The 25,424-nt window shown below is 71.2% G+C and carries 29 protein-coding genes; 26 read left to right on the plus strand and 3 right to left on the minus strand.

The genetic code is table 11. The features are described 5' to 3' along the window. The first annotated feature begins 25 nt into the window (after positions 1-25). Positions 26-577, plus strand: coding sequence for a YbjN domain-containing protein (locus OG897_RS02205; protein ID WP_266652322.1), 552 nt, complete (start codon positions 26-28; stop codon positions 575-577). 12 nt (positions 578-589) lie between these two features. On the opposite strand, the gene OG897_RS02210 is transcribed toward OG897_RS02205, so the two are convergent. Beyond that, on the minus strand, positions 590-1,807 hold the full coding sequence (locus OG897_RS02210; protein ID WP_323187967.1) for a glycosyltransferase family 39 protein: 1,218 nt from the start codon (positions 1,805-1,807) through the stop codon (positions 590-592). Positions 1,808-2,211: 404 nt separating this feature from the next. Between OG897_RS02210 and OG897_RS02215 the strand changes: the two genes are divergently transcribed. Continuing rightward, the gene (locus OG897_RS02215) at positions 2,212-2,403 is read left to right on the plus strand and encodes a hypothetical protein (RefSeq protein ID WP_266652324.1); all 192 of its coding nucleotides are present in this window, start codon (positions 2,212-2,214) and stop codon (positions 2,401-2,403) included. A gap of 115 nt (positions 2,404-2,518) precedes the next feature. Here OG897_RS02215 and OG897_RS02220 read toward each other — a convergent pair whose 3' ends face one another. Further along, a complete protein-coding gene (locus OG897_RS02220) occupies positions 2,519-3,493 on the minus strand; it encodes a helix-turn-helix transcriptional regulator (RefSeq protein WP_266652326.1) in 975 nt (324 codons plus the stop codon). Between the two features lie 298 nt (positions 3,494-3,791). Between OG897_RS02220 and OG897_RS02225 the strand changes: the two genes are divergently transcribed. The 18 genes from OG897_RS02225 (at position 3,792) to OG897_RS02310 (ending at position 18,124) form a co-directional block, all read left to right on the plus strand. Beyond that, positions 3,792-4,109, plus strand: a complete 318-nt coding sequence (locus OG897_RS02225) for a hypothetical protein (protein WP_266652328.1) — start codon at positions 3,792-3,794, stop codon at positions 4,107-4,109. A 67-nt stretch (positions 4,110-4,176) separates the two neighbouring features. Then, positions 4,177-5,157 carry an LLM class flavin-dependent oxidoreductase gene (locus tag OG897_RS02230; protein ID WP_266652330.1) on the plus strand — a complete coding sequence of 327 codons (981 nt, stop codon included), beginning with the start codon at positions 4,177-4,179 and terminating at the stop codon, positions 5,155-5,157. A gap of 414 nt (positions 5,158-5,571) precedes the next feature. After that, positions 5,572-6,603, plus strand: a complete 1,032-nt coding sequence (mpaB, locus tag OG897_RS02235; RefSeq protein ID WP_266652332.1) for a daptide biosynthesis RiPP recognition protein — start codon at positions 5,572-5,574, stop codon at positions 6,601-6,603. After that, the gene (gene mpaM / locus OG897_RS02240; RefSeq protein WP_266652334.1) at positions 6,600-7,499 is read left to right on the plus strand and encodes a daptide-type RiPP biosynthesis methyltransferase; all 900 of its coding nucleotides are present in this window, start codon (positions 6,600-6,602) and stop codon (positions 7,497-7,499) included. Before mpaB ends, mpaM begins: the two co-directional genes overlap by 4 nt. Next, the gene (gene mpaD / locus OG897_RS02245) at positions 7,496-8,782 is read left to right on the plus strand and encodes a daptide-type RiPP biosynthesis aminotransferase (RefSeq protein WP_266652336.1); all 1,287 of its coding nucleotides are present in this window, start codon (positions 7,496-7,498) and stop codon (positions 8,780-8,782) included. The genes mpaM and mpaD overlap by 4 nt, the downstream gene beginning before the upstream one ends. After that, positions 8,779-10,020, plus strand: coding sequence for a daptide-type RiPP biosynthesis dehydogenase (mpaC, locus tag OG897_RS02250; protein WP_266652338.1), 1,242 nt, complete (start codon positions 8,779-8,781; stop codon positions 10,018-10,020). Before mpaD ends, mpaC begins: the two co-directional genes overlap by 4 nt. Before the next feature lie 81 nt (positions 10,021-10,101). Continuing rightward, positions 10,102-10,278, plus strand: coding sequence for a daptide-type RiPP (locus tag OG897_RS02255; protein WP_266652340.1), 177 nt, complete (start codon positions 10,102-10,104; stop codon positions 10,276-10,278). A 53-nt stretch (positions 10,279-10,331) separates the two neighbouring features. Next, the gene (locus OG897_RS02260) at positions 10,332-10,511 is read left to right on the plus strand and encodes a daptide-type RiPP (RefSeq protein ID WP_266652342.1); all 180 of its coding nucleotides are present in this window, start codon (positions 10,332-10,334) and stop codon (positions 10,509-10,511) included. Between the two features lie 43 nt (positions 10,512-10,554). Next, entirely contained in the window at positions 10,555-10,731 is a 177-nt protein-coding gene (locus OG897_RS02265) for a daptide-type RiPP (RefSeq protein WP_266652344.1), read from the plus strand. A gap of 61 nt (positions 10,732-10,792) precedes the next feature. After that, positions 10,793-10,972 (plus strand): daptide-type RiPP, encoded by a 180-nt coding sequence (locus OG897_RS02270; protein ID WP_266652342.1) that lies wholly within the window; start codon positions 10,793-10,795, stop codon positions 10,970-10,972. Between the two features lie 43 nt (positions 10,973-11,015). Further along, positions 11,016-11,189: a daptide-type RiPP gene (locus OG897_RS02275; RefSeq protein ID WP_266652346.1), complete on the plus strand. Its 174-nt coding sequence runs from the start codon at positions 11,016-11,018 to the stop codon at positions 11,187-11,189. Positions 11,190-11,271: 82 nt separating this feature from the next. Continuing rightward, positions 11,272-11,451 (plus strand): daptide-type RiPP, encoded by a 180-nt coding sequence (locus OG897_RS02280; RefSeq protein WP_266652348.1) that lies wholly within the window; start codon positions 11,272-11,274, stop codon positions 11,449-11,451. Positions 11,452-11,501: 50 nt separating this feature from the next. Then, positions 11,502-11,678, plus strand: coding sequence for a daptide-type RiPP (locus tag OG897_RS02285; protein WP_266652350.1), 177 nt, complete (start codon positions 11,502-11,504; stop codon positions 11,676-11,678). 231 nt (positions 11,679-11,909) lie between these two features. Further along, entirely contained in the window at positions 11,910-12,668 is a 759-nt protein-coding gene (locus OG897_RS02290; protein ID WP_266652352.1) for an ATP-binding cassette domain-containing protein, read from the plus strand. Beyond that, positions 12,661-13,401 (plus strand): ABC transporter permease, encoded by a 741-nt coding sequence (locus OG897_RS02295; RefSeq protein ID WP_266652354.1) that lies wholly within the window; start codon positions 12,661-12,663, stop codon positions 13,399-13,401. The genes OG897_RS02290 and OG897_RS02295 overlap by 8 nt, the downstream gene beginning before the upstream one ends. Before the next feature lie 36 nt (positions 13,402-13,437). Then, positions 13,438-15,090: a daptide biosynthesis intramembrane metalloprotease gene (gene mpaP / locus OG897_RS02300; RefSeq protein ID WP_266652356.1), complete on the plus strand. Its 1,653-nt coding sequence runs from the start codon at positions 13,438-13,440 to the stop codon at positions 15,088-15,090. A 61-nt stretch (positions 15,091-15,151) separates the two neighbouring features. After that, positions 15,152-17,779, plus strand: coding sequence for a class III lanthionine synthetase LanKC (lanKC, locus tag OG897_RS02305; protein WP_266652358.1), 2,628 nt, complete (start codon positions 15,152-15,154; stop codon positions 17,777-17,779). A gap of 48 nt (positions 17,780-17,827) precedes the next feature. Continuing rightward, entirely contained in the window at positions 17,828-18,124 is a 297-nt protein-coding gene (locus OG897_RS02310) for a hypothetical protein (RefSeq protein WP_266652360.1), read from the plus strand. A gap of 30 nt (positions 18,125-18,154) precedes the next feature. On the opposite strand, the gene OG897_RS02315 is transcribed toward OG897_RS02310, so the two are convergent. Further along, positions 18,155-19,357 (minus strand): pyridoxal phosphate-dependent aminotransferase, encoded by a 1,203-nt coding sequence (locus OG897_RS02315; protein ID WP_266652362.1) that lies wholly within the window; start codon positions 19,355-19,357, stop codon positions 18,155-18,157. 121 nt (positions 19,358-19,478) lie between these two features. Between OG897_RS02315 and OG897_RS02320 the strand changes: the two genes are divergently transcribed. The 6 genes from OG897_RS02320 (at position 19,479) to pyrE (ending at position 25,419) form a co-directional block, all read left to right on the plus strand. After that, positions 19,479-19,727, plus strand: a complete 249-nt coding sequence (locus OG897_RS02320; protein ID WP_266652364.1) for a hypothetical protein — start codon at positions 19,479-19,481, stop codon at positions 19,725-19,727. 409 nt (positions 19,728-20,136) lie between these two features. Continuing rightward, positions 20,137-20,658: a DUF2617 family protein gene (locus OG897_RS02325; RefSeq protein WP_266652366.1), complete on the plus strand. Its 522-nt coding sequence runs from the start codon at positions 20,137-20,139 to the stop codon at positions 20,656-20,658. Between the two features lie 336 nt (positions 20,659-20,994). Next, the gene (locus tag OG897_RS02330) at positions 20,995-22,689 is read left to right on the plus strand and encodes a spermidine synthase (RefSeq protein WP_323188044.1); all 1,695 of its coding nucleotides are present in this window, start codon (positions 20,995-20,997) and stop codon (positions 22,687-22,689) included. A 72-nt stretch (positions 22,690-22,761) separates the two neighbouring features. Continuing rightward, positions 22,762-23,628 (plus strand): CoxG family protein, encoded by an 867-nt coding sequence (locus OG897_RS02335; protein ID WP_266652370.1) that lies wholly within the window; start codon positions 22,762-22,764, stop codon positions 23,626-23,628. Positions 23,629-23,747: 119 nt separating this feature from the next. Continuing rightward, on the plus strand, positions 23,748-24,563 hold the full coding sequence (locus OG897_RS02340; RefSeq protein WP_266652372.1) for an aldose 1-epimerase: 816 nt from the start codon (positions 23,748-23,750) through the stop codon (positions 24,561-24,563). Between the two features lie 316 nt (positions 24,564-24,879). Beyond that, positions 24,880-25,419: an orotate phosphoribosyltransferase gene (gene pyrE / locus OG897_RS02345; RefSeq protein ID WP_266652374.1), complete on the plus strand. Its 540-nt coding sequence runs from the start codon at positions 24,880-24,882 to the stop codon at positions 25,417-25,419. Positions 25,420-25,424: the final 5 nt, after the last annotated feature.

The raw sequence follows: 25,424 nt of genomic DNA on the forward strand, positions 1-25,424 counted from the left end.
GGAACCGTACGAAGGGAAATACACGGTGAGCATCGACCCGTCCTCGATTCCGAATTTCGGGGCACAGCCCGAACCGCAGCCCGAGGGACCGGCGGGCCCCGTCGTCCCCGACCAGGACCTGGTCAAGCAGCTCCTGGACCAGATGGAGCTGAAGTACGTCGTCGACGACGAGGGTGACCTCGCCGCGCCGTGGGAAGAGTTCCGCACGTACTTCATGTTCCGCGGCGAGGACGACCAGCAGGTCTTCTCGGTCCGGACGTTCTACGACCGCCCGCACAGCATCGAGGACAAGCTCCAGCTGCTGGAGCTCCTCGACGACTGGAACCGCCGCACCCTGTGGCCGAAGGTCTACAGCCACACGCACGACGACGGTTCCGTCCGTCTGATCGGCGAGGCGCAGATGCTGATCGGGACGGGTGTCTCGCTGGAGCACTTCGTCTCGTCCACGGTCAGCTGGGTCCGTGCCTCCATCGAGTTCGACAAGTGGGTCGTCGAGCAGCTCGGTCTGGAGAAGGACGTCGACTCCGCCGAAGAGGGCGACGAGGGCGACAAGAACAAGGGTGGCGACGAGGCGTAAGCGCCTCTCCCGTCACAGCGGCATCGGGGCGACCGTCACCAGGTACGTCCCGTACGCCATCGAGAGCCCGGCCAGGGCCACGGTCACCAGGACCGAGGCCCTCGGCCGGGCTTTCGTCATGGCGCAGGCCAGCGGGAGCAGCAGCGGGAAGGCGGGGAGCAGGAAGCGCGGCTTGGACTCGAAGAAGCCCGCGCCGCCGACCGTGATGAGGACGAGCACGCCCGTGTAGAGCAGCAGGGCGAGCGGGGGGCGGCGGTCCATGCCGAACGCCATGAGGGCGCAGAGCAGGACACCGGCCGCGACGATGACGAGGGCGATCGGGAAGCTGAATCGTTCGGGGGCGCTGACCAGGTGCTTGATGAACTTCAGCGTGCCCGAGCCGAAGTCGAAGCGGGAGGACCAGCCCGCCTGGACGGCGAAGTACCCGCCGAGCGGGTCGCCCTTCTGGATGCCGACGTGGAGTACGTACGCGGCCCAGCCGGCCGGCGCGACGGCCGCCCCGGTCCAGATCCGCCAGCCGCGCTGCCGCCCCTTGGCGAGTTCGTACGCGGCGGTGAGGACGACGGCGGCGATCAGGGCGACCGCGTTCGGGCGGGAGAGACCGGCGAGGGCGGCGAGCGACCCCGCGAGCAGCCAGCGGCGGGTCAGGACCGCGTACAGCGACCAGGCGGAGAAGGCGACGAGGAGGGGTTCCGTGTACGCCATGGAGAGCACGATCGAGTGCGGGAGCAGGGCCCAGAGGGCGACCGTGAGGGTGGCGGCGCGGCGGCCGTAGGAGCGGTCCACGACGGCGAAGACGCCCCAGGCGGCGGCGAGCGCGGCCGTCCAGGAGACGAGCAGGCCCGCGCCGCCGGGGGTGAGGGGGAGGACGGTCGTGACCGCCCGGATGAGGCCCGGGTAGAGCGGGAAGAAGGCCAGGTCGTCCTGGACAACCGCGCCGCCCGCGAAGACCTTGACGTGGCCGTAGCCGTGGGCGGCGATCCGCGTGTACCAGAGGGAGTCCCAGGACTGGCCGAGCAGCCGGAGCGGCGACTTGTCGACGTGCCACGCCCACACCGCCATCAGCAGCATGCCGGTCAGGCGGGCCGCCACGAAGACGCCGAGTGCGGGGGCCGCGCGCAGGAACGCGGCGCGGAGGCGCTCGGCAGGGGTGCGGGGGGCCGCCGTGGGTGTGGCCGAGGCGGTGGACTGGGCGGGGACGACGGTGTCGACGGAGGTGTCGACGGACACGGGCTACCTCCGGGCGGCGGCGGGGTCGGTCGCGGGGTGACCGGCGGCCCGGTCAACCCGACCTTGATCGGCCCCGGCACGGTCCGCTACCGGGGGCGGCCGACCGGGTGTACGGGAATCGTACGGGGTGTCAGTAACGTCCTCGGGGTGGGTTTTTGGCCTTCGTCGCGACTCGGTCCGGACTCCGCCGGGACTCGGTCGGGCCTTCGTCGGGAAGGGGGCGGGGTGCGCCTCGCAGCATGCTGCGAGGCCGTGTGCAGGATGCTGAGCGGCTGAGCGGCGGGGTGGGGCCGATGCCGGTGCGAAGCTGGGAAGAACGGAATAACCGCTGGTCACACGCCTCCTGCTGCGGCGCGTGTGACCCGCACACCGACCGAACGCACGCCATATCCGGGGAGAGCGCCATGTCCACCGCAGGGAACAACCAGGCAGTCAGCAGGCCCCTGCTGTCCATCGCCCTCCTCCTCATCCTCCTGGCCGTGGGGGTGAACGTCTTCGAGGGCACGCTCCGTACCGTCGTGATCGCGGTGGCGGGCCTCGGGCTCGTGGTCAGCGCCGGGTTCGCGGGCGCGGCGATCAAGCGGGGCAAGCAGTAGGAGGGCGAGGCAAGCAGCAGGACGAGGCAAGCAGCAGGACGAGGTACGGCGAAGCCCCCTGCACCCGGTCGTCGGGTGCGGGGGGCTTTCGTGCGTTCCGGGACCCGGGGGCGGTCTACAGCCAGCCGCGTTCGCGGGACAGGAGGGCGATCTGGAAGCGGTTGGTGGCTTCCAGGCGGTGCATGAGGGACGCGACGTGCTTGCGGTACGTACGGACCGAGATGCCCAGGTCGCGGGCGCCGGTCTCGTCCTTGTCGGCGGAGTACAGGGATTCGAGGACCTTGAGCTCGACGCCGGTGGGGCGGTGGGCCTCGGGGGCGTCCTCGCCGGTCGGGGCGGGGAGTTCCTGGGCCTGCTCCCACATGCGCTCGTAGAGGGAGACGAGGGCGGAGACCAGGCCGGTTTCACGGATGAGGAGCGCGCCCTTGCCCGGGTCGGCGGGGTCGAGGGGGGTGAGGGCCGCCGCCCGATCGCAGATGATCATGCGTTCCAGGGGGTGGTGGGAGATGCGCACCTCCGCTCCCTTGCCGACGAGCTCGCGGAGGTAGGCGAGGGTCGGCGGGTCGGTGAGGGCGGCCGAGCCCATCAGGGTGCGCATGGACACGCCCCGGCGCAGGACGCGCATGTCGTTGGTGCGGGAGTTGGCGATGTTCTGGGGGCGCAGGACGCCGCCGGGCTGCGTGGTGAGGTTCTCGGTACGGGTGAAGAAGGTCAGCTCGTCGATGGCCGCGCGGATGTCGTCGATGCTTTCGAGGCGCTGCACGGAGGAGCCGCCGCCCGGTCCTGAGGGGGCGAGACCGGTCGGGGCCGGGGCGCGTTCGGCGAGGAGGGAGTCGACGATCCCGGAGCGGGAGACCTCGTCCTCCAGTTCGTCCTGGGTACGGGCGATACGGCGCTCCACGAGGCGCTCCACCACTTTGGCGGGGGGCACGGGGCGCAGGTCGCCGTCCGGGGTGGTGGTGGCCAGGCCGAGCTCGACGAGGCGGTGGCCCGCTTCGGAGGGGGCGTCGTCGGCCGCGCGGAGGAGGTGGCGGTAGGTGCTCTCGTCGTCCGGGGTTATCCCCAGGAACTCCAGACTCGGGCGCGACATAACTTCCCCCAGGAATGTGCGACAGCGGTGCGACAGCGGTACGACAGCGGTACGACAGCGGTACGACAGCATGCGGAACTCGGTGGTCCGTTCTTGTTCCGCTCATAGAAGTACCTCGCTGTACACCCCTTGCGCCAGCGTTCACCTGCGGGGACGTGGGAGAGACATGCAGCAAGAGGCAACGCGGGGTGCAAGATGCTGCACTGATTTCGCACCCTGTGGAGGGTGTGTGGGCGGCAGAGTTGTCCTCACGAGAACAGCCCGCGGGGAAGCCGCGGATGAGTAGGGGGAAACGAAAATGAAGCGCTCAACTGCTGGTCGGGTCAACGTCGTTCGTGCCGCGTTCGGTCGTCGTGTCGCTGGTGTCGCACTGCTCGCAGGAGTGGTCGTCACGGTCGCCGGTGCGGGGAGCGCGCAGGCCGCCGGGGTGGGTGCGGGTGAGCTGCGGGCCGGTGTGGTGAGTTCCGCTTCTGTCTCAGAAGAGGTCTCGGCATCCGGGACGGCGGTTGCCGCCGCTGCTTACAGCAAGACGAACGAGTGGGTCGTCAACGCGCCCGCCGCCAAGGCCGTCGCGAAGGTCAACGACTGGGTGGTTCCGGTTCCGCCGGCCAAGTAGGCGGCGGGGTTCGGGGCTCGCCGCCCCGTTGGGTCCGTATCGATTCGTGGTGGATGGAGGAGTTGTGATGACTGAGTATTCGGTTCTTGTTCCCTTTGTGCCTCGTCGGCCTGAGCAGCTTCTGCCGTTCGCCGGGTTGGTGCACTGGACCGGGGCGCACCGGCTCTGGCAGGGGCAGGGGATGACCACCGAGCCCTACCAGGGTTTCGCGCACGCGGCGGGTGCCGGGTTCCGGGTGCCGACGGGGCTCGGGGTGACGTTGATGCCGATGAAGCATCCGTACGAGGCGGCCCTCCAGGCGAAGTCGTTGTCGCTGATGACGGGCGAGTCCGTGGTCGCCGGGTTCGGGCCCGGGTCGCGGGACATGCAGTGGGCCTTGCGGGGCGAGCCGTATCGCAGTCCGCTGACGGCGGCCAGGGAGTACCTGACTGCGGTGCGGGGGGCGTTGACGGGAACTCCCGAGGTGGTGGAGGGGGAGTACTGGCATCAGGCGGCGCGGTTGGCCGCGCTGCCTGGGCCGGTGGTTGAGCTGGGGCTGGGTGTTCTGCGGCCCGGGATGGCGAAGGTGGCGGGGGAGCTTGCCGATGTCGCCATTACGTGGCTCACGCCTGCTCGGTACCTGGCTGAGCTCGTGGTGCCCGCGCTGAAGGCGGGTGCGGAGAAGGCGGGGCGGGGGGTTCCTCGGGTCGCCGCCATCGTTCCGCTCGCGTTGGCGGGGGACGGGCGGGATCCGGCGAAGCTGGCGCTGGCTTCGAACGGGGCGCATTTGTCGCTGCCCCACTATCGGGACATGTTGCGGAAGGGGCATGTGCCGATCGGGGAGGGGGCGTTTGATGCCGGGTCGCCTGAAGGGGATGCGTTGGCCCTGGTGAAGGGGGATGCGTTTCTGTACGGGACGGGGGAGGAGATTGTCGACAGGCTCGCGGCTTATCGGGCGGCGGGGGTCGATGAGATCGTGCTGAATGTGACGGGGGTGGCCTCGGTGGAGGGGGCTGTGGCGGCGTCGCAGGAGTTGAAGAAGGTTCTGCGGTTGGTGGGGAGGGCTTGAGGGGGGTGCCCCTCGCTCTCTTGTCCTCGCCTTGACCTTGGCCTCGCCCTTGGCCTTGTCCTCGCCCTTGTCCTCGCCTGGTCCTTGGCCTCGCTCTTGCCGGTCACCGTGCCCGGGGTCGTGACGGGTGGGGTTACTGCCGGGGGCTCCGCCCCCGGACCCCGGCCCGCCTTCGGCGGGATGAGGCCCCTGCCCCGCCCCTTCACCTAGAGCGCTCGCCGCGCGGCTGTCCCGCGTATGTGCAGGAGCGTCGCGGCTGGTCGCGCTCGCGCGGCGGAGCCGCACATCGATACAGCCTCGCGCCCCTAGGGGCATGCTTCGCAGCCCCCCGCCCCTGATGGGGCACACCTTGAGGAGGTTCCCGTGTCCCTGTTTCCGCCTGCCCAAACGTTGCCCGATATTCGCCTTTATGCCATGGAATGGGGGACCGGTCGGCCCCAGGGGCGGTCCCGCGCCGGAATCCGGTCGCCCCTCGTCGTCCTTGCCGATTCCGGGTCGCTTCCCGACCTCCTCGGCTCGGCCCTCCTCGGACCCGGCAGTACCGTCCTCGTTCCCGGCGGCCAGCCCGGTGCGGTCCTCGGACACCAGGGCGTCACCCTTCTCACGTACGACGGCAGGTTCGATCGCCTCGGTGAGGACGTCGGGCTTCATCCCGACTTCTACCTCCGTGTGGATGGCTACCGGGCCACCGCCGGGACCGCCCTCCTCGGGCCCACCCTCGTCCGGATCGGTGACGACGCCGATCGGGACGCCTTCCTGGCTGATGCTCAACTCGCCCTGGAAAAAGGCGTGTTCCCGGACTTTCTGACTCACCCTGCTGTCCAGCTCGCCGACCTTGTCGAGCTCGGTGCGGCCGACCTCGGGGACGGGCCCCGGCTTCGGCTGTACGTCGACGCCGACGGTGTCGTCTCGCACACCCCCGGCGGGCCCGTTCTCGGCGACCTGAGTTTCACGCCCGAGGAGCTGGATGCCGCATGGCGGGAAGCTCGTACCGTACGGCAAGGGGGTGGCCAACCGCCGCGAATGGCACGGTACTTGGCCGCGATCGGTGCCGTACGGGCCGCCCGTGCCCGTGGTGCGCATCGGCCCCGTGTATCCGGGTTCGGCGGGCGGCTCGTGGCGGGGCTGCCGGAAGCGGTCGACGGGGTCGATGCTCCGCTTCTCCTCTGGGGGGAGGGGATGAAGGCCACCGTCCACGAACCCCGGGCCGGCCGCGAGATCGCACTCTCCGACGACGCGGCCCGTGCCGCCGAAGCCCTGATCGTCACCGGTGACCGCGACACCGCGTCCCGGTACGCCGAACCACAGACCGTCCACGCCGTGGACACCTACTTCGCGGGTGTCGGCATGCCGCTGACCCCCGCGCCACCCAGTCCCACAACGTCACACGCAGCACACGCACCACTCGCACCACTCGCTCCGGACACCAAGGAGACTGCCCGATGAGTACCCTGCTCAGCCCCGCCCGCGCGGGCACCGCCGTCACCGGCCGTGCCGGAGACGAGATCGCGGCCCTCGGCGAACGCGCCAGGATCTGTGATCTGTACGACGCCGACGGCACCCCCGTCTATCACGACATCGCCGGGACGACCACGCACGAGATTCGTGAAATCCTGGCTGCGGTAAGGCCGTTCGAGGGGCCAGTGCTCGATCTGGCCGCCGGGTCCGGGCGGCTCACCTTTCCGCTGCTCGCCGCCGGACGTGATGTCACCGCCCTCGAACTCTCCCCCGACATGCTGGGGTTGCTCCGGACGAGGCTCGGTCGTGCTCCGGCGGAGATCCTGGAGCGGGCCCACTCCGTCGAGGCCGACATGAGCGACTTCCGGATCGAGGGGCGCGAGCACGGGTTCGGGGTGGTGCTGCTCGGGACGACGACGATCTCGCTGCTGCCCGCCGAGGACCGGCCCGGTCTGTACCGGTGTGTGCGGGAACACCTCGCCCCGGGTGGGCGGTTCTTCCTGACGACCGTGGACGTCGATGCCGCCGAGGACGGGTCGGACGAGTCCGAGATCGTCGTCACCGGGCACAGCGGGCGTACGTACCGCATGTTCGAGCAGTGGACCGTGGGGGACAGCTCCCGCACCGTCACCGTGCTTCCGGGGGAGGTGGCGGACGACGCCAGCCCCGTCACCGTCTGCACCACGACCATCGGCGTACTGCCGCAGCGGCAGCTCGTCGCCGAGCTCGAAGCCGCCGGGTACGTGATCCGTTCCGTCACTCCGATCGACGGGGGCGGCGGTCGTCACCACGACGTACTCATCGAGGCCGAGTTCACCGCCGAGTTCGCCGCCGAGACCACCACCGATTCCGCCGCCGGGACCACCGCCGAGGTGACCGCATGACGTACCAGGCTCTCTGGACCTGCCTCGTCCCGCCGTCCCAGCACGGCCGCGACGAACTCTGCGCCACCTCCGCCCACGGCATGCGCATCCGCTTCTCCGACGGACGTGAACTCCTCGACGGCGACAGCGGGTTGTGGAACGCCAACCTCGGGCACGGCAACACCGCCATCGCCGACGCCGTCTCCGCCGCCCTGCGCGACGCCTCGTATCTCTCGATCTTCCGCTTCGAGCACGACTACGCCCGGCGCGCCGCCGAAGCCCTCGTCGACCTCGCGGGCTCCGACCACTACGGGCGGGTGCTCTTCTCCACCTCCGGCGGCTCCGCCAACGACGTCGTCATGAAGACGGCCCGGCACTACCACGCCCTCCGGGGTGAGCACGAGCGGAAGATCGTCGTGGGTCTGCGGGGCAGCTACCACGGACTGACGTACGGCTCCTTCGCCCTGACCGGGGAGAACCTCGGGCAGCGGATGTACGGGGTCGACGGGCGGCTCGTGCGGCACGTGCATCCGAACGACCCGGTAGGAATACGGGAGTTGATGGAGCGAGCCGGTGACCAGATCGCGGCCGTCGTCGTCGAGCCCGTGCTCGGCAGCGGTGCCGTACCGCTGGAGACGGAGTACGTCGACGAGCTGCTGAGGCTCCGGGACGAGTACGGATTCCTGCTCGTCGCCGACGAGGTCGCTACCGGCTTCGGGCGGACCGGGACCATGTTCGCCTCGCAGACGTGGAGCGCCAGGCCCGACCTCCTGGTCACTTCCAAGGGGCTCACCAACGGCACCTGCGCCGCCTCCGCGATCATCGTCTCGCGTGGCATCGCCGACACCTTCGAGACGTACGACGCCATGCTCACCCACGGCGAGACCCAGGCCGGGACCCCCGCCACCTGCGCCGCCATCCTCGCGACGATCGACGAAATGCGCCGCCTGGACGCCGTCGCCAAGGGACGGCGGCAGGCGGGACGGCTGGAGGCCGCGCTGCGGCACCTGGTCGAGACGCATCCGCTGATCGGCGACGCCACCGGGCTCGGGCTCTTCCGCTCCGTGCGGGTGACCGGCACCGACGGACAGCCACTCCCGCAGAGCGAGGTCATGCCGCTCGTCGCGGCGATCCGCGACGCCGGTGCGATCGTGCACCCCGGTGTTCACGGGGTGCAGCTTCTTCCGCCGCTGACCTGCACGGATGCCGAGCTGGACGAGCTGGTGGAGTGTGTACTGGCAGGGGTCGAGGCACACGCGGCGGCAGGAGCCGAGGCGCTTGCGGCGGCAGGGGCACGGGGGTGAACCTGCCCTGGTCGGGGCGGACCCGGCTACTGCTCGGCCCGGAAGGGCTCGGTGACTGGCTCTCGTACGCACCACTGGGCCGCACCACCCTCCTCGTCGACCCCGCGCTCACCGACGCCACCATCACCACCCTCGTCGAGGACGGCCTGGAGCGCGCCGGGCACGTCGTGCGGCGGCTCGTCCCGGACGGGGCGGGGGACGCCGACGAGATCCTCGAACTGAGTCGGCGTACGGAACGTGCCGATCTCTTCGTCGCCGTCGGCGGCGGGACCTGCATCGACCGCGCCAAACTGGCGGTCGTCGCCGGGGACAGCGAAGCGGCCGCGACCGCTCTGCGGACCCGTTCGCGGTGCGGACTGCTCGCCCTCGGGCCCGAAGTCCGGCGTACGAGGCCCCTGTTGGCGGTGCCGACCACCGTCGGCCCTGGCTCCGAGCTGAGCCGGGTGGCCTGTATGCCGCACGAGCAGGGCAAGCGGCTGGTGTCGGCGGAGGCGCTGACACCCGACGCCGCACTCCTCGACGGCGCGGCGACCGAGACCCTGCCGGGGGAACTGCTCGCTGAAGGGATCCTGGAGGCGCTGTTCCGCACGGTCACCCCCTATGCGGGGGACCACAAGGAACGGCCCGTCGAGGACGCCTTCTGTGAAGCTGCTGCCGGTCAACTCGCCCTACTGGGCTACCAGTTCGGCGGACTGCGCAGGACGGGCCGTCGGGCCGGCCCCGAACTGCGGTTGGACATCGCCCGGCTCAGTGGGCTGACGCACTCGACGTGGATGAGGCTGGGCCGCTCGCCCTTCACCACGGCGGGATGGATCGTCGCCAACGAGCTGTCCACCGCGCTCAACGTCCGCAAGATGACCGCTGTCGCCGCTCTGCTGCCGTCCCTGTGGCGGGCCGTGCTCGACGGTGACGAGCGGTACGGATCGGCAGCCCGGCTCCGCAGGATCTGGGGCCGGATCAGGGAGGCGGCACCCGCCGCCCTCCCCGAGGACCCGGCGCTCGGCATCGCCGTACTCATCGACGACTGGGGCATCGGCCGCACCGTCACGGCGGGCCCGGAGCGCGTCGCGCTCATCGCCCGACGCACCACCAGGGCGTGGGGGGCGGGGCTCCCGATGCTGGGCGGACTGCTCACCGCCGACGTGCAGCGACTGCTGGACACGGTGTGCGGCAACGCCGCCACGGGGGACCACGCGCTTGCGGGCGGGGCCCCCACCACAGACTTCCGCGCCGCGTAAACAGCGGCACGGAGCAACACCCTCTCCATCTTCTCCATCTTCTCCGTCTTCCAACAACCTTCATCCGTAAAGGAGTTCGCCATGGGCGAGCAGCAGAGCAAGAACGAGACCTCGCAGGTCAACGCCGATCCGACGGCTTCGCTGGAGCTGGGTCTTCAGGAGCTGGAGGCCCTTGAGGCTCCGGGTTTCTGGACCGGTTTCTCGGCGGGTACGGCGATCAGCGGTGCGGCCATCGCGTCGGCCGCCATCGCCACCTGAGTTCCACCCCCGTACACGTACCGCATCCATCACTTCCGTAGGAGATCTGAACCATGTCTGAACTGAAGAACAACGCCGTCGAGACCGCTGCCGCTCCCGAGCAGGACCTGGAGCTGGGGCTTCAGGAGCTGGAGACGCTGGAGGCGCCGGGTTGGGCGACCATCGGTGGCTTCTCGGCCGGTGTCGCGTCCGCCGCGTCCGCCGCCGTGGTCTCCGCGACCATCATCACGTGATCCGCACCCACCCCAAACCCCCTTCCCTGTAAAGGAGTTCAACATGAGCGAGCAGCAGAACAAGAACGAGACCTCGCAGGTCAACGCCGATCCGACGGCTTCGCTGGAGCTGGGTCTTCAGGAGCTGGAGGCCCTTGAGGCTCCGGGTTTCTGGACCGGTTTCTCGGCGGGTACGGCGATCAGCGGTGCGGCCATCGCGTCCGCCGCCATCGCCACCTGAGTTCCACAGCGTCTCACGTACACCACATCTCACACCTCGCACCTCGTAGGAGATCTGAACCATGTCTGAGCTGAAGAACAACGCCGTCGAGACCGCTGCCGCCCCTGAGCAGGACCTGGAGCTGGGGCTTCAGGAGCTGGAGACGCTGGAGGCGCCGGGTTGGGCGACCATCGGTGGTTTCTCGGCCGGTGTCGCGTCCGCCGCGTCCGCCGCCGTGGTCTCCGCGACCATCATCACGTGATCCGCACCCACCCCAAATCCCCTTCCCTGTAAAGGAGTTCAGCATGAGCGAGCAGAACAACAACGAGAACGCGCGGGTCAACACCGACCCGACCGCTTCCCTGGAGCTCGGCCTTCAGGAGCTGGAGGCCCTTGAGGCCCCGGGCTTCTGGACCGGTTTCTCCGCCGCAGCCAGCGTGTCGGCCGCCGTTTCGGTGAGCGCCGTCGTCGCCACCTGAGCGACCACAGCACCGATCCGCACCGACCCCCGCCGATCCGCGCCCACCTGCGCCGATCCGCATCGCAGAAAGCGAGTTCGCGATGAGCGAGCAGCAGAGCAAGAACGAGACCTCGCAGGTCAACGCCGACCCGACGGCCCCCCTGGAGCTCAACCTCCAGGAGCTGGAAGCCCTTGAGGCCCCGGGCTTCTGGAGCGGTTTCCAGGCCGGTACGGCGGTCAGCGCGGCAGCCATCGCGTCCGCCGCGATCGTCGCCACCTGATCCCGTTCACATCCCCTCAACTCCCTCTCGTACGAAGGAAGTAGCACACCATGAGCGACAAGAAGATCGAGACCGCGGCCATCCCCACGGCCGACAACGGCCAGGACCTGGAGCTGGGCCTCCAGGAGCTGGAGACCCTCGAAGCGCCGGGCTGGGGCACCATCGGCGGCATCTCCGCCGGAGCCAGCGTCTCGGCGCTCGTCTCCGCCGGAATCATCATCACCTAGCCCGCCCCCGGTGCCCGGACCACACCGTCCGGCCACCCGCACCACACCGGCACCGCGTGAGCCAGGGCCCCCGGCCGGAGCATCCGCGAACACCGCGCACCCGTGCCTGTCCGTCGGACAGGCCCCAGGTCCCGCCCGTACTGCGGCGGCATTCCGCGCAGGACCCCCGCGCCGTGCGCGCACCCTCCGGCCGGGCCCCGGCCCCGGGCCCCCACGTCACAAGGAGCCGTGATGAGCACCACCCCGGCGATCCGCCTGGAAAACCTCAGCAAGAAATTCAAGGACTTCACCGCAGTGGACGACCTCAGCGTCGACGTCCGCGCGGGCCGCGTCACCGGTCTCCTGGGCCGCAACGGCGCGGGCAAGACCACCACCCTGCGCATGCTGCTCGGCCTGGCCCGCCCCACCACCGGGCGCGCCACCCTCCTCGGCCACACGTACGGCGACCTTCCCCGCGCGGCGCACCGCGTCGGTGTCGCCATGGACGCCCTGGGACCCGTCACCGGAGCCACCGTTCGCGGTGAACTCCTCATTTGGGTCGGATACTTGGGGCTCAGCAAGGGCCGCGTGGACGAGGTCATCGGTCTCACCGGCCTCGACGGCGCCGAGTCCAAGCCCGTCGCGGGCTGCTCCACCGGAATGAAGCAGCGCCTCGCCCTGGCGACCGCGCTCCTCGCCGACCCCGAGGTCCTGATCCTCGACGAGCCCGCCAACGGCCTCGACCCCGACGGCATCCGCTGGCTGCGCGACACCCTGCGCGCCCTGGCCGCCGAAGGCCGCACCGTCCTCGTGTCGAGCCATCAGCTGGCCGAGGTCGAGCAGACCGTCGACGACGTGGTGGTCGTACAGCGCTCCCTGCGCTACGCGGGCACCCTCGCCGACCTCACCAACGACGGCGAACACCGCCTGGAGGAAAGGTTCTTCGGGCTGGTCGACGACACGATGCACCACAGCGGAGCAGCCGCCGAGAGGACCCTCGTCCATGCGTAACGTCATCCTCGGTGAGGTCCGCAAGGCCCTCACCGGCCGCCAGTGGTGGATCCTGCCGCTCGCCGGGACCTTCCTCTGCCTCCTGTCGACCTTCGGATTCGCCTCCGAGGGGCACAAGGCCATCGTCGCCGGAGGGTCGTCCGAAGAGGTCACGAACAACATCGCCCGCGCCTGGATGATGATGTTCCTCTTCTCGTCCCTGTTCGGGGCGATCCTCGTCTCCCGCGAGTACGGGACCGGGACCGTCGGACGGTCCGTCCTGCTCGCCGGGTCCAGGAGCCGTCTGCTCGCCGCCAAGACCGCCGTGGCCACCCTCGCGGGTGCCGCCTTCGGCCTCCTCGCCCTCGCGCTCGGCGCACTGAGCTGTGCCGTCGCCGGTTCCGCCTACGGAGACGCCCCCGCCTTCACCGGCGAGACCTGGCTGATCCTGCTCGGCTGCCTCGCCTGCTCCGTGCTCGCCGCCCCCTGGGGTGCGCTGATCGGCTGGATCGTACGGAACCAGGTGGCGTCCGTCGCCCTGATCATCACGCTCACCCTGGTCGTCGACACCGGCCTCCAGGCGCTGGCCCCCGAGTTCGCCAAGTACCTCCTGACCATCGCGATGAGCTCCGTCTACCGCGACGTCAAGCCGGACCTGCTGTCCGTGCCGCTCGCGTTCGCCGTCATCGCCGCCTGGCTGGCCGCCGCGTACTACGCCGCACAGCGCCTGGTCCGCACCCGCGACATCGTCTGACCTCCCCTCCTACCCACCCGGCCCCGAGGTGCTCCCATGCCCGCACTCACCCTTACCAAGCCGCCCACGACCCCCGCCCCCGACCTGGAGCACCCGCGCACGGCCGGTCACGTCTCCGTCCACCCGCCCACCGAGCCCGACCTGCCCTGGGTCGTCCAGCGCGGCGAGAGCCAGCACTTCCGGGTCGGCCCGGACCTCGCGAAGCTGCTCCAGGCCCTCGACGGCACCCGCGACCACCAGGCCATCGCCGACACGCTCGGCTCGCCCTGGACCCCCGGCGACGTCGACCACGCGGTCCGCTCGCTCGCCGACAAGAAGCTCCTCGACGACGGGACGCCGCCCCGCAAGACCCGGCGGGTGAAGCTCGTACCGCCGCTGACCATCCAGTTCACGGTCCTCAAGCCCGACAAGATCCTGCTGAGGATGCAGCCGCTGACCCGGCTGCTCTCCCACAAGGCCGTCTCCGTCGCCGCCACCGTGCTCGCCCTCGGCGGACTCCTCGCCCTGGCGATCTGCTCGCCGGACCTGACGGCCGCCGTGTCCCGGCCGATGAACCCGTACGCCTATCTGGCGGTCGTGCTCGGCATCCTCGGTACGACGGCCGTGCACGAGTTCGCCCACGGCGCGGTCCTCACCCACCACGGCGGACGGCCCACCCGCATGGGCTTCATGCTCTTCTACATGTCGCCCGCCTTCTTCTGCGACGTCTCCGACGGCTGGCGGCTCGGCAAGCCCCAGCAGCGCGTACAGATCGCCCTCGCCGGGATCTTCGTACAGGCCGTCGCGGCGGGCGGCGCCGGAGTCGCCGCACTCCTCGTCGGCCAGGACAGCACCTGGCGCGGCCCCCTCCTGGTGACCGCCCTCGCCATCTACCTGACCTGCGCGATCAACCTCCTGCCGCTGGTCAAGCTGGACGGCTACATCGCCCTGATGAGCCACCTCGACATCTCCCACCTGCGGGAGAAGGCGATGACCGACGCACTGTGCGCCCTGTCCCGCTTCCTCTTCGGCGGTACGTACGTCCGCGAGCTGAGCCACAAGCCCTGGTCCGTGCCGTACGGCTTCGCCTGCCTGCTCTTCCCCCTCTACCTCGTCGGCACCGCGCTCACCCTGTGGTCCGGCATGCTCCAGCGGCTCGGCGTCACCGGATCCCTCCTCTTCCTGGGCGGCGTCGGCTACCTGGTGTGGCGCCTGGCCAAGGGCTTCTGGAAGCTGTGCACGAGTGCGCGCCTCGCCGGGGCCCCCGTGGCCCGCATCGTCGCCGTCTGCGTGCTGGCCGCCGGACTGCTCGGGTTCGCCGCCACCGCGATCAAGCTGCCCGCGAGCTTCGCCGCCGGGTACACGGTCAGCGCGGACGGGAAGACGGCCAGCGTCGTCGTCCCCGAAGGCACCAGTACGTCGCTCATCGCCGAGGGCGCCGACGTCCAGCTCCGCCGCAACGGGCTCCTGTCCCGCCCGCCGATCGGCACCGGCCGCCTCACCTCGTCCGAGTCCACCGCGCGGAACGCGCCGCTGGCCGCGCTGATCCCCGTCTCCGGCGGCTCCGACCTGCTGCCGGTGCGCGCCTACCCGCTCGCCCTGGACGCCGTACCCGCAGAGCGCTCCGGAGTCGCCGAGGTGAAGGCCGGGACGCACCCGCTGTGGAAGTGGCTCGCGGTCACCTATCTGAGCCCGCTGCTTCCGAACTAGCGCGCGCACCAAGCGACGTGAACACCCTGACCATCACCACTGGAGAGTCTGAGAGACCGTCATGAGCCTGCGACACATCGCCTACTGCCCGCCCGGAACCGTCTACTTCGACAAGCCCACCTCGGGCCCGGCCTCCGGCGAGGACTACCCCCTCGCGGGCGCCGAACTGCCCGAGGGGTGGACCCGCACCGCCCTCGGCGAGTGGACCTGCATCGGGCCGCCGAAGCCCGAGATCCCGCTCCAGGGCTGGAAGGTCCACGTCTCGGCGACGCTCGACTCGGCCGACGAGGTCCTCGACATCGTCCGCGACTACTGCTTCGCGAACCCGATGATGTTCAAGTTCCTCACCAGCCCGACCATGCTGATGCTGCGCAACAGCAAGTACGGCGACCGGGGCAGCAGCGGCAAGTTCATCACCATGTACCCGAAGGACGACGAGCATCTCGCGGTCGTACTGCGGGAGTTGGGGGCCCTCCTGGAGGGCCGTGACGGTCCGTACATCCTCAGCGACCTGCGCTGGAAGGAAGGCCCGCTGTACGTCCGCTACGGCGGCTTCGCGGCCCGCCTGTCCCGGCAGCCGAGCGGCGAGACCGTGCACTGCATCGAGGACCCCGAAGGCCGCCTGGTCCCGGACGTGCGCGGCCCCTCCTTCAAGCCGCCGGCCTGGGTGGAGCTGCCGCCCGTCGTCGCCGAAGCGCTCGCCGAGCGCAACAGCGGCGGCGGCCTCGGCGCCTTCCCGTTCAAGATCACCCAGGCGCTGCACTTCTCCAACGGCGGCGGCGTCTACCGCGCCGTCGACACCCGCGACCAGGCCGAAGTCCTGGTCAAGGAGGGCCGCCCGCACGCAGGACTCGACCAGTCGGGCGACGACGCCGTCACCCGCCTCCAGCGCGAGCACGACGCGATGATCGCCCTGGAAGGGCTCGACGCCTTCCCCAAGGTCCTCGACTACCGCAAGGGCAGCCAGCACTGGTTCCTCACCCGCGAGTACGTCGACGGCAAGCAGCTCGGCGGCGAGATGGTCCGCCTCAACCCGGTCGTGCACTCGGCGACCGACCAGTCCGAGACCCTCGACGCCGCCGCGTACACGAAGTGGGCGCTCGACATCCTCGACCGCATCGAGGCCGCCGTCGCCACCATGCACGACCGCGGCCTCGTCTTCGGCGACCTGCACCCCAACAACGTCCTCATCCGCCCCGACGGCACCGTCGCCTTCATCGACCTGGAGACCACGCGCCCCGTCGACGGCCACAGCGGCCAGGCGATGGGCGCCCCCGGCTACTGCGCCCCGGCGGGCACCACCGGCACGGCCGTCGACCGCTACGCCCTGGGCTGCCTGCGGCTGAGCGTCTTCCTCCCCCTCACCACGCTCATGCCGTGGGACCCGGCCAAGGCGGAGCAGCTGATCGAGCTGGTGCGGGAGCGCTTCCCCGTCCCGGCGGACTTCGCCGCTCGCGTACGTACCGAACTCGGCCTGGACGACGCGGAGCCGGTCGCACCCGTCTGGCCGCGCGCCACCGTCCCCGCCGACGGCTCCCCGGTCGACCACGCCGAGGTGTCCGCCCTCGCCGCCCGCGTCGCGAACGGCATCCTCGCCACCGCGACCCCCGAGCGCGAGGACCGCCTCTACCCCGGCGACATCGAGCAGTTCTCGCACCCCGGCGGCGGTCTGTCCGTCGCGCACGGCGTGGCCGGAGTCCTCTGGGCCCTGCACCGCGCGGGCGCCGACGTGCCCGCCGCGCACGTCGACTGGCTCGTCGAAGCGGCCCGTACGGTCGACCAGCCGCGCCCCGGCCTCTACGACGGTCTCTCCGGCATCGCCTGCGTCCTGCACCTCCTGGGCCGCACCGCGCAGGCCGAGGAACTCCTCGACCGGGCCGTCGCCCTGCCCCGCGACGAGGCGGGCGACAGCCTCAACTCCGGTACGGCGGGCCTCGGCCTCGCTCTCCTCGCTCTCGGCCGCACCGCCGAGGCGGGCATCCTCGCCGGGTCCCTCGCCCAGCGCATCCAGCTCGGCGCGGCCGACGTGCCCAGCGGCGCGGAGCCCGCCGAACGCAAGGACAAGCGTCACCTGCCCGGCCTGCTCTACGGCGGCGCTGGCCAGGCGCTCTTCCTGCTGCGCATGCACGACGCGGCCGACTCCCGCACCGAGGCCCTGGTCGACGCGGCGGCCGAGATGCTCCGCCACGACCTGATCCAGTCGGGCCGGCTGCCCGGCGGCCCCGAGGTCCTCGAACAGGCCCCGTGGCGCGGCCCGCACATCGCGTGCGGCAGCGCGGGCCAGATCGTGGTCCTGCGCGAACTCCTGGCCCACCGCCAGGACCCGCAGCTCACCGCCGTGTACGAGGCGATGCGCGCCGACCTCGCCACGGACTACCACTCCGGCATCGGCCTCTTCACCGGCCGTGCGGGCGCGATGGCCGCCCTGCTCGACACGTACGACGACTCGAACGACGCATCGGGGGACGCCGCTCGTACGCTGCGCGCCCAGCTCGACGGGCTCGGCTGGCACGCCGTACCGCACGACGGGCAGCTGACCTTCCTCGGCGAACACGCGCTGCGGCTCTCCAGCGACCTGGCGACGGGTGCGGCGGGAGTCCTGGCGGTGCTGGCGGCACTGGGCGAGGGCGGGGGCCCGGCCCTCCCGTTCCTGGACGCGTCGGCGGTGCCGGTGGGCGCCGCCGCCTAGGCCCTGCTTCCGCCCGACGCACCTGCTTCACGTACTGGAGAACCCCGCATGACCGCGACCCCCGCCACCGGCTCACCCCGCTCCGTCCCCTCCGTCCCCTCCGTCCCCTCCGTCTACGAGGTGCGCATCGGAACGACCACCGACGCCCCGGCGGGAGCGGCCCCGGAAATGGCCGCGGTGCGCCTGATCGCCCAGCTCCCCGCCCCCTGGACGGCGGAACTGGGGGACTGCGAGGGCCCGTACGCCACCCTCGCCTTCACGGGGGAGGGCAGCGCGCGGGACCTGGCTGCCGTACTGGACGGACTGCTGGGGGCCGGTGCCCTACGGGGGTGGGCACGGGCCTGAACGGGCGGTCCGAGCGGGGCGGTTGAGGGGCTACAGGCCCTTCAGCCGCCCCACTGCTTCCTGCAACACCTCGGTCTTCTTGCAGAAGGCGAAGCGCACGAAGGGCGCCCCGGCCGCGCGGTCGTCGTAGAACACCGCGTTGGGGATCGCCACGACCCCGCACCGCTCGGGCAGTTCCCGGCAGAAGGCGAATCCGTCGCCGCTCCCGCCGAGGGGCCTGATGTCGGTCGTCACGAAGTACGTCCCGGACGGCCGGTAGACCTCGAAGCCCGCCTCCCTGAGGCCCGTGCTCAACAGGTCCCGCTTGGCGCGGAGCTGGCCGCGCAGGTCGTCGAAGTACGCGTCCGGCAGGGCGAGGGCCTCGGCGACCGCGTACTGGAAGGGGCCCGCCGAGACGTACGTCAGGAACTGCTTCGCCGACCTGACCGCCCCCACCAGCTCCGGCGAGGCCGTCACCCACCCGACCTTCCACCCGGTGAACGAGAACGTCTTGCCGCTCGACGAGATCGTCACCGTCCGCTCCTGCATGCCGGGGAAGGTGGCGAGCGGGAGGTGCTCGACGTCGTACACGAGGTGCTCGTACACCTCGTCCGTGATCACCAGCAGGTCGCGCTCGACGGCGATCCGCGCGATCTCGGCCAGTTCCTCGCGGGTGAGGACGGTGCCGGTGGGATTGTGGGGGGTGTTGAGGAGCAGGAGCCGGGTGCGCGGGGTGATCGCGTCGCGGAGTTCGTCGAGGTCGAGACGGTACGTGCCGTCCTGCGGCCGGAGCTGTACGGGGACGCGGCGCCCGCCGGCCATGGCGATGCAGGCCGCGTAGCTGTCGTAGTACGGCTCCAGGGCGACGACCTCGTCGCCGGGTTCGACGAGGGCGAGGAGAGAGGCGGCGATCGCCTCGGTGGCGCCCGCCGTGACCAGTACCTCGGTGTCGGGGTCGTACGCGAGTCCGTAGCGGCGCCGCTGGTGTTCCGCGACGGCGGTGCGCAGCTCGGGGACGCCGGGGCCCGGCGGGTACTGGTTGCCGCGACCGTCGCGCAGCGCCCGCACCGCGGCCTCGCGGACCTCCTCGGGGCCGTCCTCGTCGGGGAAGCCCTGGCCGAGGTTGATCGACCCGGTGCGCACGGCCAGCGCCGACATCTCGGCGAAGATCGTCGTCCCGAACTCGGCGAGACGGCGGTTGAGGAGGGGGCGGGGTGCGCCGGGGGAGCCTGCGGAGGTGGTCATGGCGGCCATCCTGCGCGGAACCTCTGGACTTGCTCAAGTGTGCTTTGGGCGTGGCGGCGTTCGGGAATCCCCTCCGCACGTGCGGAAGGAATCCCTTCCGCTCCGGGGGAACGGAAGGACGGTGAGGGCCGTGACCGGTCTGTTCATCGCGCTGGGTGTGATGGTGGTGGTGCTCGTCGCGATCTTCGCGAAGGTCAGGAGCACGCCGGACCCGAACAGGTACAGGACGGCGCAGCGCAGGACGAAGCGGCGCAGGACCGGGTCCTGGGCGAGTGGCGGCAGCGGGTACTCCTGCGGGGGCGGCTCGTCGTGCGGCGGCTCTTCGTCGTGCGGGGGCGGCGGCGGAGGCGGCGGCGGTGGGTGCGGCGGGGGCAGCTGAGCCTGCCCGGCCGGGCTGCGGGGGCGGCTGAGGCTGCCCGGCCGGGCTGCGGGGGGCCGCTGAGCCCCTCGTGGTGAACCGCCCGCGTGAACGTCCGGGGAACGGCTGACACGGGGCAGCTGATCCTCCGGGCCTGATGGGGAAGGGCGCCCGGCGGGAGCCGGGGAGGACTCGTACATGTGTCCTCCTCTCAACTCCTGCCGGGCGCCCATTTGTTGAACAGTTGAACCGTGTGGCCCCCGAGGGGATGGAAACCCCGCCAGATTGGGTAAAAACGCTAGGTGCGCCGCACACTTCATGATTCCCTCGCTGATGGAAATTCCCCGAGCGGGCGGTTCTCCAGCTCCACCCCGTACATCTCCGGCGTGCCCCTGGCCCACCCCCCACTGTGTGTTTGCGGAGCCACCACATGCTGACGACCCTCACGACCGACTACACCGACACGTGTGCCTCCGATCTGGCGTGGGCGCTCGGCCGGGAGCCGCTGCCCGCCCTCGCCGTACTCGATCTCGAACTGGACGGCGCCACCCTTCAGCTGCGTCTCCTCGGCGCCTCCCACCAGGTACTTCTCTCCGAAAGTGACGGCTACTGCTCGGAAACCGTCGCCTGCATCCCCGGCAGCAGGACCCCGCTCCCGCTGGGCGTCTCCAAGCAGGTCGGCAACTGGGACTACGAGTTCGCGGCCCGGGTGGAGAGGCTGTCCGAAGCCGCGTTCGCCGGTCGCGCGCAGGAACTGCTCGCGCTGGTCGCCGACCATCCGAACGGGCTCGCCGGAACGTTCCCCGGCAGTCCGTACGCGTTCACCGCACTGCTCGCGCAGCGCGAGGGCAACGGCCAGGTGAGCTGGCGGACCTGGCACGCGTACCCGCAGGAAGGGCAGTTGGTGGTGACACGGACGCGGGTGGGGATGCGGGTGCCCGCAGCGGTCTGAGGGGGTGGGGCGCTGTGCCGGGTTGTATGCCTGGCGCGCCCCAGATACACCCTTGTGGGTGACGGTTCGCGAGCGAGTGGTGACGTAGCGTTGCCCAACATGATCCAACCGGCCTCCGCCTCAGCCGGACCAGAATCCGCCGGACCCGACCCGGCCGGGTCGGGCTCCGTCGGGCGTGAATCCGCTGTCCGTGCTGCTGTCGGGCCGGACCCCGCCGGGCCTGGTGACGGTCTCTCGCTGCCGTCGCCGCGCGGCTCGGGGCGGGGCGTTCGGCTGCGCGCGCGCAGCCGAACACGTACGCGTGGGCGGGTGCGTGGGCGGGGCACGGGGCGCTCGCTGCCGGTGAGCCCTCGGGCGGCCCGCTTCCTGGTGCTGGGTGTGGTGTTTCTGTGCGCCGCCTGCGGTCTGGTGTACGAACTCGAACTGGTCGCGCTCGCCTCGTACTTGATCGGTGACTCGGTCACCCAGGCGTCCGTGGTCCTCTCCACGATGGTCTTCGCGATGGGCGTCGGCTCCCTGCTGGCGAAGCGCCTGCGCACCCAGGCGGCCGTGGGCTTCGGCATGCTGGAGGCGGGGCTCGCGGCGGTGGGCGGCAGTTCGGCGCTGGTGCTGTACGCGTCGTTCGCGTGGTTCGGCGGGGCGCGGTACGTGCTGGTGGCGTTCTCGCTCGCGATCGGCGTGCTCATCGGGGCGGAGATCCCGCTGCTGATGACGCTGATCCAGCGAATCGGGCGGGAGGTGCCGGGCGCTGCGGTCGCTGCGGTCGCTGCGGGCGGTCCTGCGGGCTCCCCGGTCTCTCCGGCGTCCACGGTCTCCCCGGACGGCGGGAGCCACGAGGGCTACGGGAGTGACGGGAGCGATGGGAGTGACGGGGGTGATGCGAGTGGCGACGTGGCGGACCTTTTCGCCGCCGACTACGTGGGGGCGCTCGTGGGCGGGCTCCTCTTCCCCTTCTTCCTCCTCCCGATGCTCGGACAGCTCACGGGCGCGCTGCTCACCGGGGCGGTCAACACGGCCGCCGGGGGCTCCCTGGTCCTGTGGCTGTTCCGGCGCGAGCTCACGCGGCGCAACCGCTGGCTGCTGATCGGCGTCAACGTCGCCGTCCTCACCTCCCTGGCCACCGCGACCGTCCTGGTCGACGACTTCGAACGGGCCGCGAGACGGGCGGTGTACGGGGACCGGGTGCGGGTCGCCGTACAGACCGACGCGCAGGAGGTCGTCATCACCGGCAGTGTGTCGGGCCCGATGGACTTCTTCCTCGACGGCAGACTCCGCGTCTCCAGCCGCGACGAATACCGCTACCACGAGGCCCTGGTCCACCCCGCGATGCGCGGCAAACACGCCCGCGTCCTGATCCTGGGCGGGGGCGACGGAATGGCCGCCCGCGAGGTGCTCCGCTACCCGGACGTCCGTACGGTCACGCTCGTCGAGCTGGATCCAGGGGTCGTGGAACTCGCGCGCACCGACCCGGCGTTGGTAGCCCTCAACGGGGGCGTGCACCAGGACCCCCGCCTCCACGTCGTGAACGCGGACGCCTTCGGCTGGCTGCGTTCGGCGCCGCTCGGCGACCTCCCCTACGACGTGGTCATCTCCGACCTGCCCGATCCGGGCATCACCGCCGCCACGAAGCTCTACTCGCAGGAGTTCTACGGGCTGGCGGCGGACGTGCTCGCTCCCGGGGGCCGGATGGTGGTCCACGCGGGCCCGATCGGGGCCCGCCCCCACGTCTACTGGACCGTCGAGGCCACCCTGCGCGCGGCGGGCCTCGCCACCCGCCCGTACCGGGCGACCGGCCGCCTCTCCGACTTCAGCGCGGGCCCGGACCGCTCCTCCGGCAACTCCAGGGCCCCGCGCGACTGGGGCCTGATCCTCGCCGCGGTCACCCGACCGGGCCTGGGCATCGCCCCCGACGCGCCGCACCTGCGCTCCCTGACCGTGCCGGTACTGCTGGAAGGGGCGAGGTCGGCGGAATCCGCCCGGATCGGGGGCGCGGGCCCCTCGACGCTGATCCACCCTCGCTACGGCCAATGACCGGTGCGGTGGAGGGGGCGCATCTGGGGGAGTGGGGTGTGAAATCCGCCCGGCTGAGTAGGCTCAGGAACCATGGACCATGAGGTGTTCGTTCCGGTTCCGCCCACCGCCGTACGGCAAACGCTCGCCACCCCCGCCCGGCTGGCCCGCTGCCTCCCCGGCTTCCAGCAGGACGCCGACACGTCGTCCACGCCGCTCACCGGCCGCCTGAAGGTCCGCCTCGGCGGCCACACCATCACCTATCGCGGCGCGCTGACCGTCACACCCACCACCAAGGGCGCCTTCACCGTCGAGGGCGAGGGCTCGGAAGCACGCGGCAACGGCTCCGTGAAGCTGTCCCTGACCGTGCGCACCGCCCCCGCCGACGACGGCACGATGCTGAGCTTCACCGGCACCGCCGAAGGCGACGGCCGCATCACCGAAGTGGACGCCCCGACCGTCGAGTCCGCCGTGCACCGCCTCCTGGACCGCTTCGGAGCCAGTCTCGCCACGGAGGCCGAAGCTCCCAAGCCCAAGCCTGCCCCGAAGCCACAGCCTGCCCCGAAGCCACAGCCGGACCCCAAGCCCAAGCCCAAGGCGACGAAGCCCAAGCCCGACCCCGCCCTCGACCGCCTCAGTGACGAAGAGCTGACCATGGACGACCCCCTCCCCGAGGACGAGGAGGCCGCCCTGCGCGAGGCTCTCGAAGGGCTGCCGGGAGACATCCCGGAGGCATTCCTCGACGACGAGCCCCCCGCCGAGGCCGCGCACGCCCGCCGCACGATGATCGGCCGCAGCGCGGAAGAGGTCGACCACGCGCCGCCGCGCGGCCGGTACGCGCCCGTCATGGCCCCGGCTCCCACCTCCGCCACGTTCACACTGCGCCGCCTGGCACCCGCCGCCGCCCTCGCGGTGGCCTCGGCCGTGGTCGTGGGACGCGTACTGCGCCGACGCAGGTAGCGACAGGCGGGGAACCGTACCCGAGTGGGCCGTACCCGGGTGGGCCGGACGCGGGTGGGCCGGACGCGGGTGGGCCGGACGCGGCCAACACCCGGGCCCCGCGCCAGTACTGTCGGAGCGTGACCAGCGAACAGAACAAGAACACCGGTGTCGTCCTCACCGCCGGAGACGTCGAGCTGACCGTCGACCCGGCGGACGGCTGCCGCATCGACAGCCTCCGCATCGGCGGCACCGAGGTGCTCCGCCAGCCGGAGAACGGCAAGCACTTCGGCAGCTTCCCGATGGTCCCCTGGTGCGGCCGCACCGAGAACGGGCAGTTCCGCGACGGCGACAAGGTTCACCAGCTCCCGGTGAACTCCGCCCCGCACGCCATCCACGGCACCGGCCGCGACTCCCGCTGGCGCACCGCCGCCCGGGACACCGCGTCGGCCTCGTTCACGTACGACCTCACCAGCCCCTGGCCCTACGCGGGCCGGGTCACCCAGCTCTTCGAGCTGACGCCCGACGCGCTCACGCTCACCATGGGCGTCGAGACGTACGACAACTCCTTCCCGGCCCAGGTCGGCTGGCACCCCTGGTTCCGCCGCAACCTCGGCGGCGAGGACGTGACCCTGGACTTCACCGCCGCCTGGCAGGAGGAGCGCGGCGAGGACCACCTCCCCACCGGCCGCCGCATCGACCCCCTCCCCAGCCCCTGGGACGACTGCTTCGGCATGCCCGAGGGCGTCGACGTCACCCTCACCTGGCCCGGCGAGCTGGAGATCAAGGTGACCAGCCGCGAGGAGTGGGTGGTCGTGTACGACGAGCAGGAGGCGGCCGTGTGCGTCGAACCGCAGACCGGCCCGCCGAACGGGCTCAACACCCTCCCGCGCCTGGTCACGCCCGTCGACCCGCTGGAGGCGTCGACGACGTGGACGTGGCGGCGGCTCTCCTGACCTCCACTTAGGGCCTGTCCGGCGGATCTTGTCGCGGTCGCGTGCCCTGGCACGCACTCCCCCAAGGTCTTAAGGACCAGGGGGGACCCCCTGCGGCGTTGTCGTCGGTCTTCCCCAAGCTCTCAACTTCGTTCGAGCAGGGGAGACCCCATCCGCTCCGCGTCGTCTCCCTCCTCCGCCTTGCAGCTGCACGCTTCCCCAAGCTCTCGGCTTCGCTCGACCAGGGGAGACCCCATCGACCCCGCTCAGCCGCACCGAGAAACCGCAGGTCACCCCATACGACCTGATCCGCCGGACAGGCCCTAAGCTCGTCACCATGACTGACGTACGCGCTGAACTGCTCCAGCAGATCAAGGACAAGGCCGTGGTCCACGGCAAGGTGACCCTCTCCTCGGGTCTGGAGGCCGACTACTACATCGACCTGCGCCGGATCACGCTGGACGGCGAGGCCGCGCCGCTGGTGGGGCAGGTCATGCTCGACCTGACCGCCGACCTGGACTTCGACTGCGTCGGCGGTCTGACCCTGGGCGCCGACCCGGTCGCCACCTCGATGCTGCACGCCTCCGCCGCGCGCGGTCAGCGCCTCGACGCCTTTGTCGTGCGCAAGGCCCAGAAGGCGCACGGCATGCAGCGCCGCATCGAAGGCACCGAGGTCAAGGGCCGTCGCTGCCTGGTCGTCGAGGACACCTCCACCACCGGTGGCTCGCCGCTCACCGCCGTCGAGGCGGTCCGCGAGGCGGGCGGCGAGGTCGTCGCGGTCGCCACGATCGTCGACCGGGGTGCGGCGAAGGCCATCGCGGACGCGGGGCTGCCCTACCTGACCGGGTACCAGCTGGCGGACCTGGATCTCGCCTGAAGTTG

The sequence above is a fragment of the Streptomyces sp. NBC_00237 genome (assembly GCF_026342435.1).
In the GTDB taxonomy this organism is placed as follows: Bacteria; Actinomycetota; Actinomycetes; order Streptomycetales; family Streptomycetaceae; genus Streptomyces.

Excerpts from the sequence above, each read along its gene's own strand:
- OG897_RS02215 (WP_266652324.1), top strand. The coding sequence starts at position 2,212 with ATGTCCACCGCAGGGAACAACCAGGCAGTCAGCAGGCCCCTGCTGTCC.
- OG897_RS02220 (WP_266652326.1), bottom strand. The coding sequence starts at position 3,493 with ATGTCGCGCCCGAGTCTGGAGTTCCTGGGGATAACCCCGGACGACGAG.
- OG897_RS02225 (WP_266652328.1), top strand. The coding sequence starts at position 3,792 with ATGAAGCGCTCAACTGCTGGTCGGGTCAACGTCGTTCGTGCCGCGTTC.
- OG897_RS02230 (WP_266652330.1), top strand. The coding sequence starts at position 4,177 with ATGACTGAGTATTCGGTTCTTGTTCCCTTTGTGCCTCGTCGGCCTGAG.
- mpaB (WP_266652332.1), top strand. The coding sequence starts at position 5,572 with ATGGAATGGGGGACCGGTCGGCCCCAGGGGCGGTCCCGCGCCGGAATC.
- mpaM (WP_266652334.1), top strand. The coding sequence starts at position 6,600 with ATGAGTACCCTGCTCAGCCCCGCCCGCGCGGGCACCGCCGTCACCGGC.
- mpaD (WP_266652336.1), top strand. The coding sequence starts at position 7,496 with ATGACGTACCAGGCTCTCTGGACCTGCCTCGTCCCGCCGTCCCAGCAC.
- OG897_RS02255 (WP_266652340.1), top strand. The coding sequence starts at position 10,102 with ATGGGCGAGCAGCAGAGCAAGAACGAGACCTCGCAGGTCAACGCCGAT.
- OG897_RS02260 (WP_266652342.1), top strand. The coding sequence starts at position 10,332 with ATGTCTGAACTGAAGAACAACGCCGTCGAGACCGCTGCCGCTCCCGAG.
- OG897_RS02265 (WP_266652344.1), top strand. The coding sequence starts at position 10,555 with ATGAGCGAGCAGCAGAACAAGAACGAGACCTCGCAGGTCAACGCCGAT.
- OG897_RS02270 (WP_266652342.1), top strand. The coding sequence starts at position 10,793 with ATGTCTGAGCTGAAGAACAACGCCGTCGAGACCGCTGCCGCCCCTGAG.
- OG897_RS02275 (WP_266652346.1), top strand. The coding sequence starts at position 11,016 with ATGAGCGAGCAGAACAACAACGAGAACGCGCGGGTCAACACCGACCCG.
- OG897_RS02280 (WP_266652348.1), top strand. The coding sequence starts at position 11,272 with ATGAGCGAGCAGCAGAGCAAGAACGAGACCTCGCAGGTCAACGCCGAC.
- OG897_RS02285 (WP_266652350.1), top strand. The coding sequence starts at position 11,502 with ATGAGCGACAAGAAGATCGAGACCGCGGCCATCCCCACGGCCGACAAC.
- OG897_RS02290 (WP_266652352.1), top strand. The coding sequence starts at position 11,910 with ATGAGCACCACCCCGGCGATCCGCCTGGAAAACCTCAGCAAGAAATTC.
- OG897_RS02295 (WP_266652354.1), top strand. The coding sequence starts at position 12,661 with ATGCGTAACGTCATCCTCGGTGAGGTCCGCAAGGCCCTCACCGGCCGC.
- mpaP (WP_266652356.1), top strand. The coding sequence starts at position 13,438 with ATGCCCGCACTCACCCTTACCAAGCCGCCCACGACCCCCGCCCCCGAC.
- lanKC (WP_266652358.1), top strand. The coding sequence starts at position 15,152 with ATGAGCCTGCGACACATCGCCTACTGCCCGCCCGGAACCGTCTACTTC.
- OG897_RS02310 (WP_266652360.1), top strand. The coding sequence starts at position 17,828 with ATGACCGCGACCCCCGCCACCGGCTCACCCCGCTCCGTCCCCTCCGTC.
- OG897_RS02315 (WP_266652362.1), bottom strand. The coding sequence starts at position 19,357 with ATGGCCGCCATGACCACCTCCGCAGGCTCCCCCGGCGCACCCCGCCCC.
- OG897_RS02325 (WP_266652366.1), top strand. The coding sequence starts at position 20,137 with ATGCTGACGACCCTCACGACCGACTACACCGACACGTGTGCCTCCGAT.
- OG897_RS02335 (WP_266652370.1), top strand. The coding sequence starts at position 22,762 with ATGGACCATGAGGTGTTCGTTCCGGTTCCGCCCACCGCCGTACGGCAA.
- pyrE (WP_266652374.1), top strand. The coding sequence starts at position 24,880 with ATGACTGACGTACGCGCTGAACTGCTCCAGCAGATCAAGGACAAGGCC.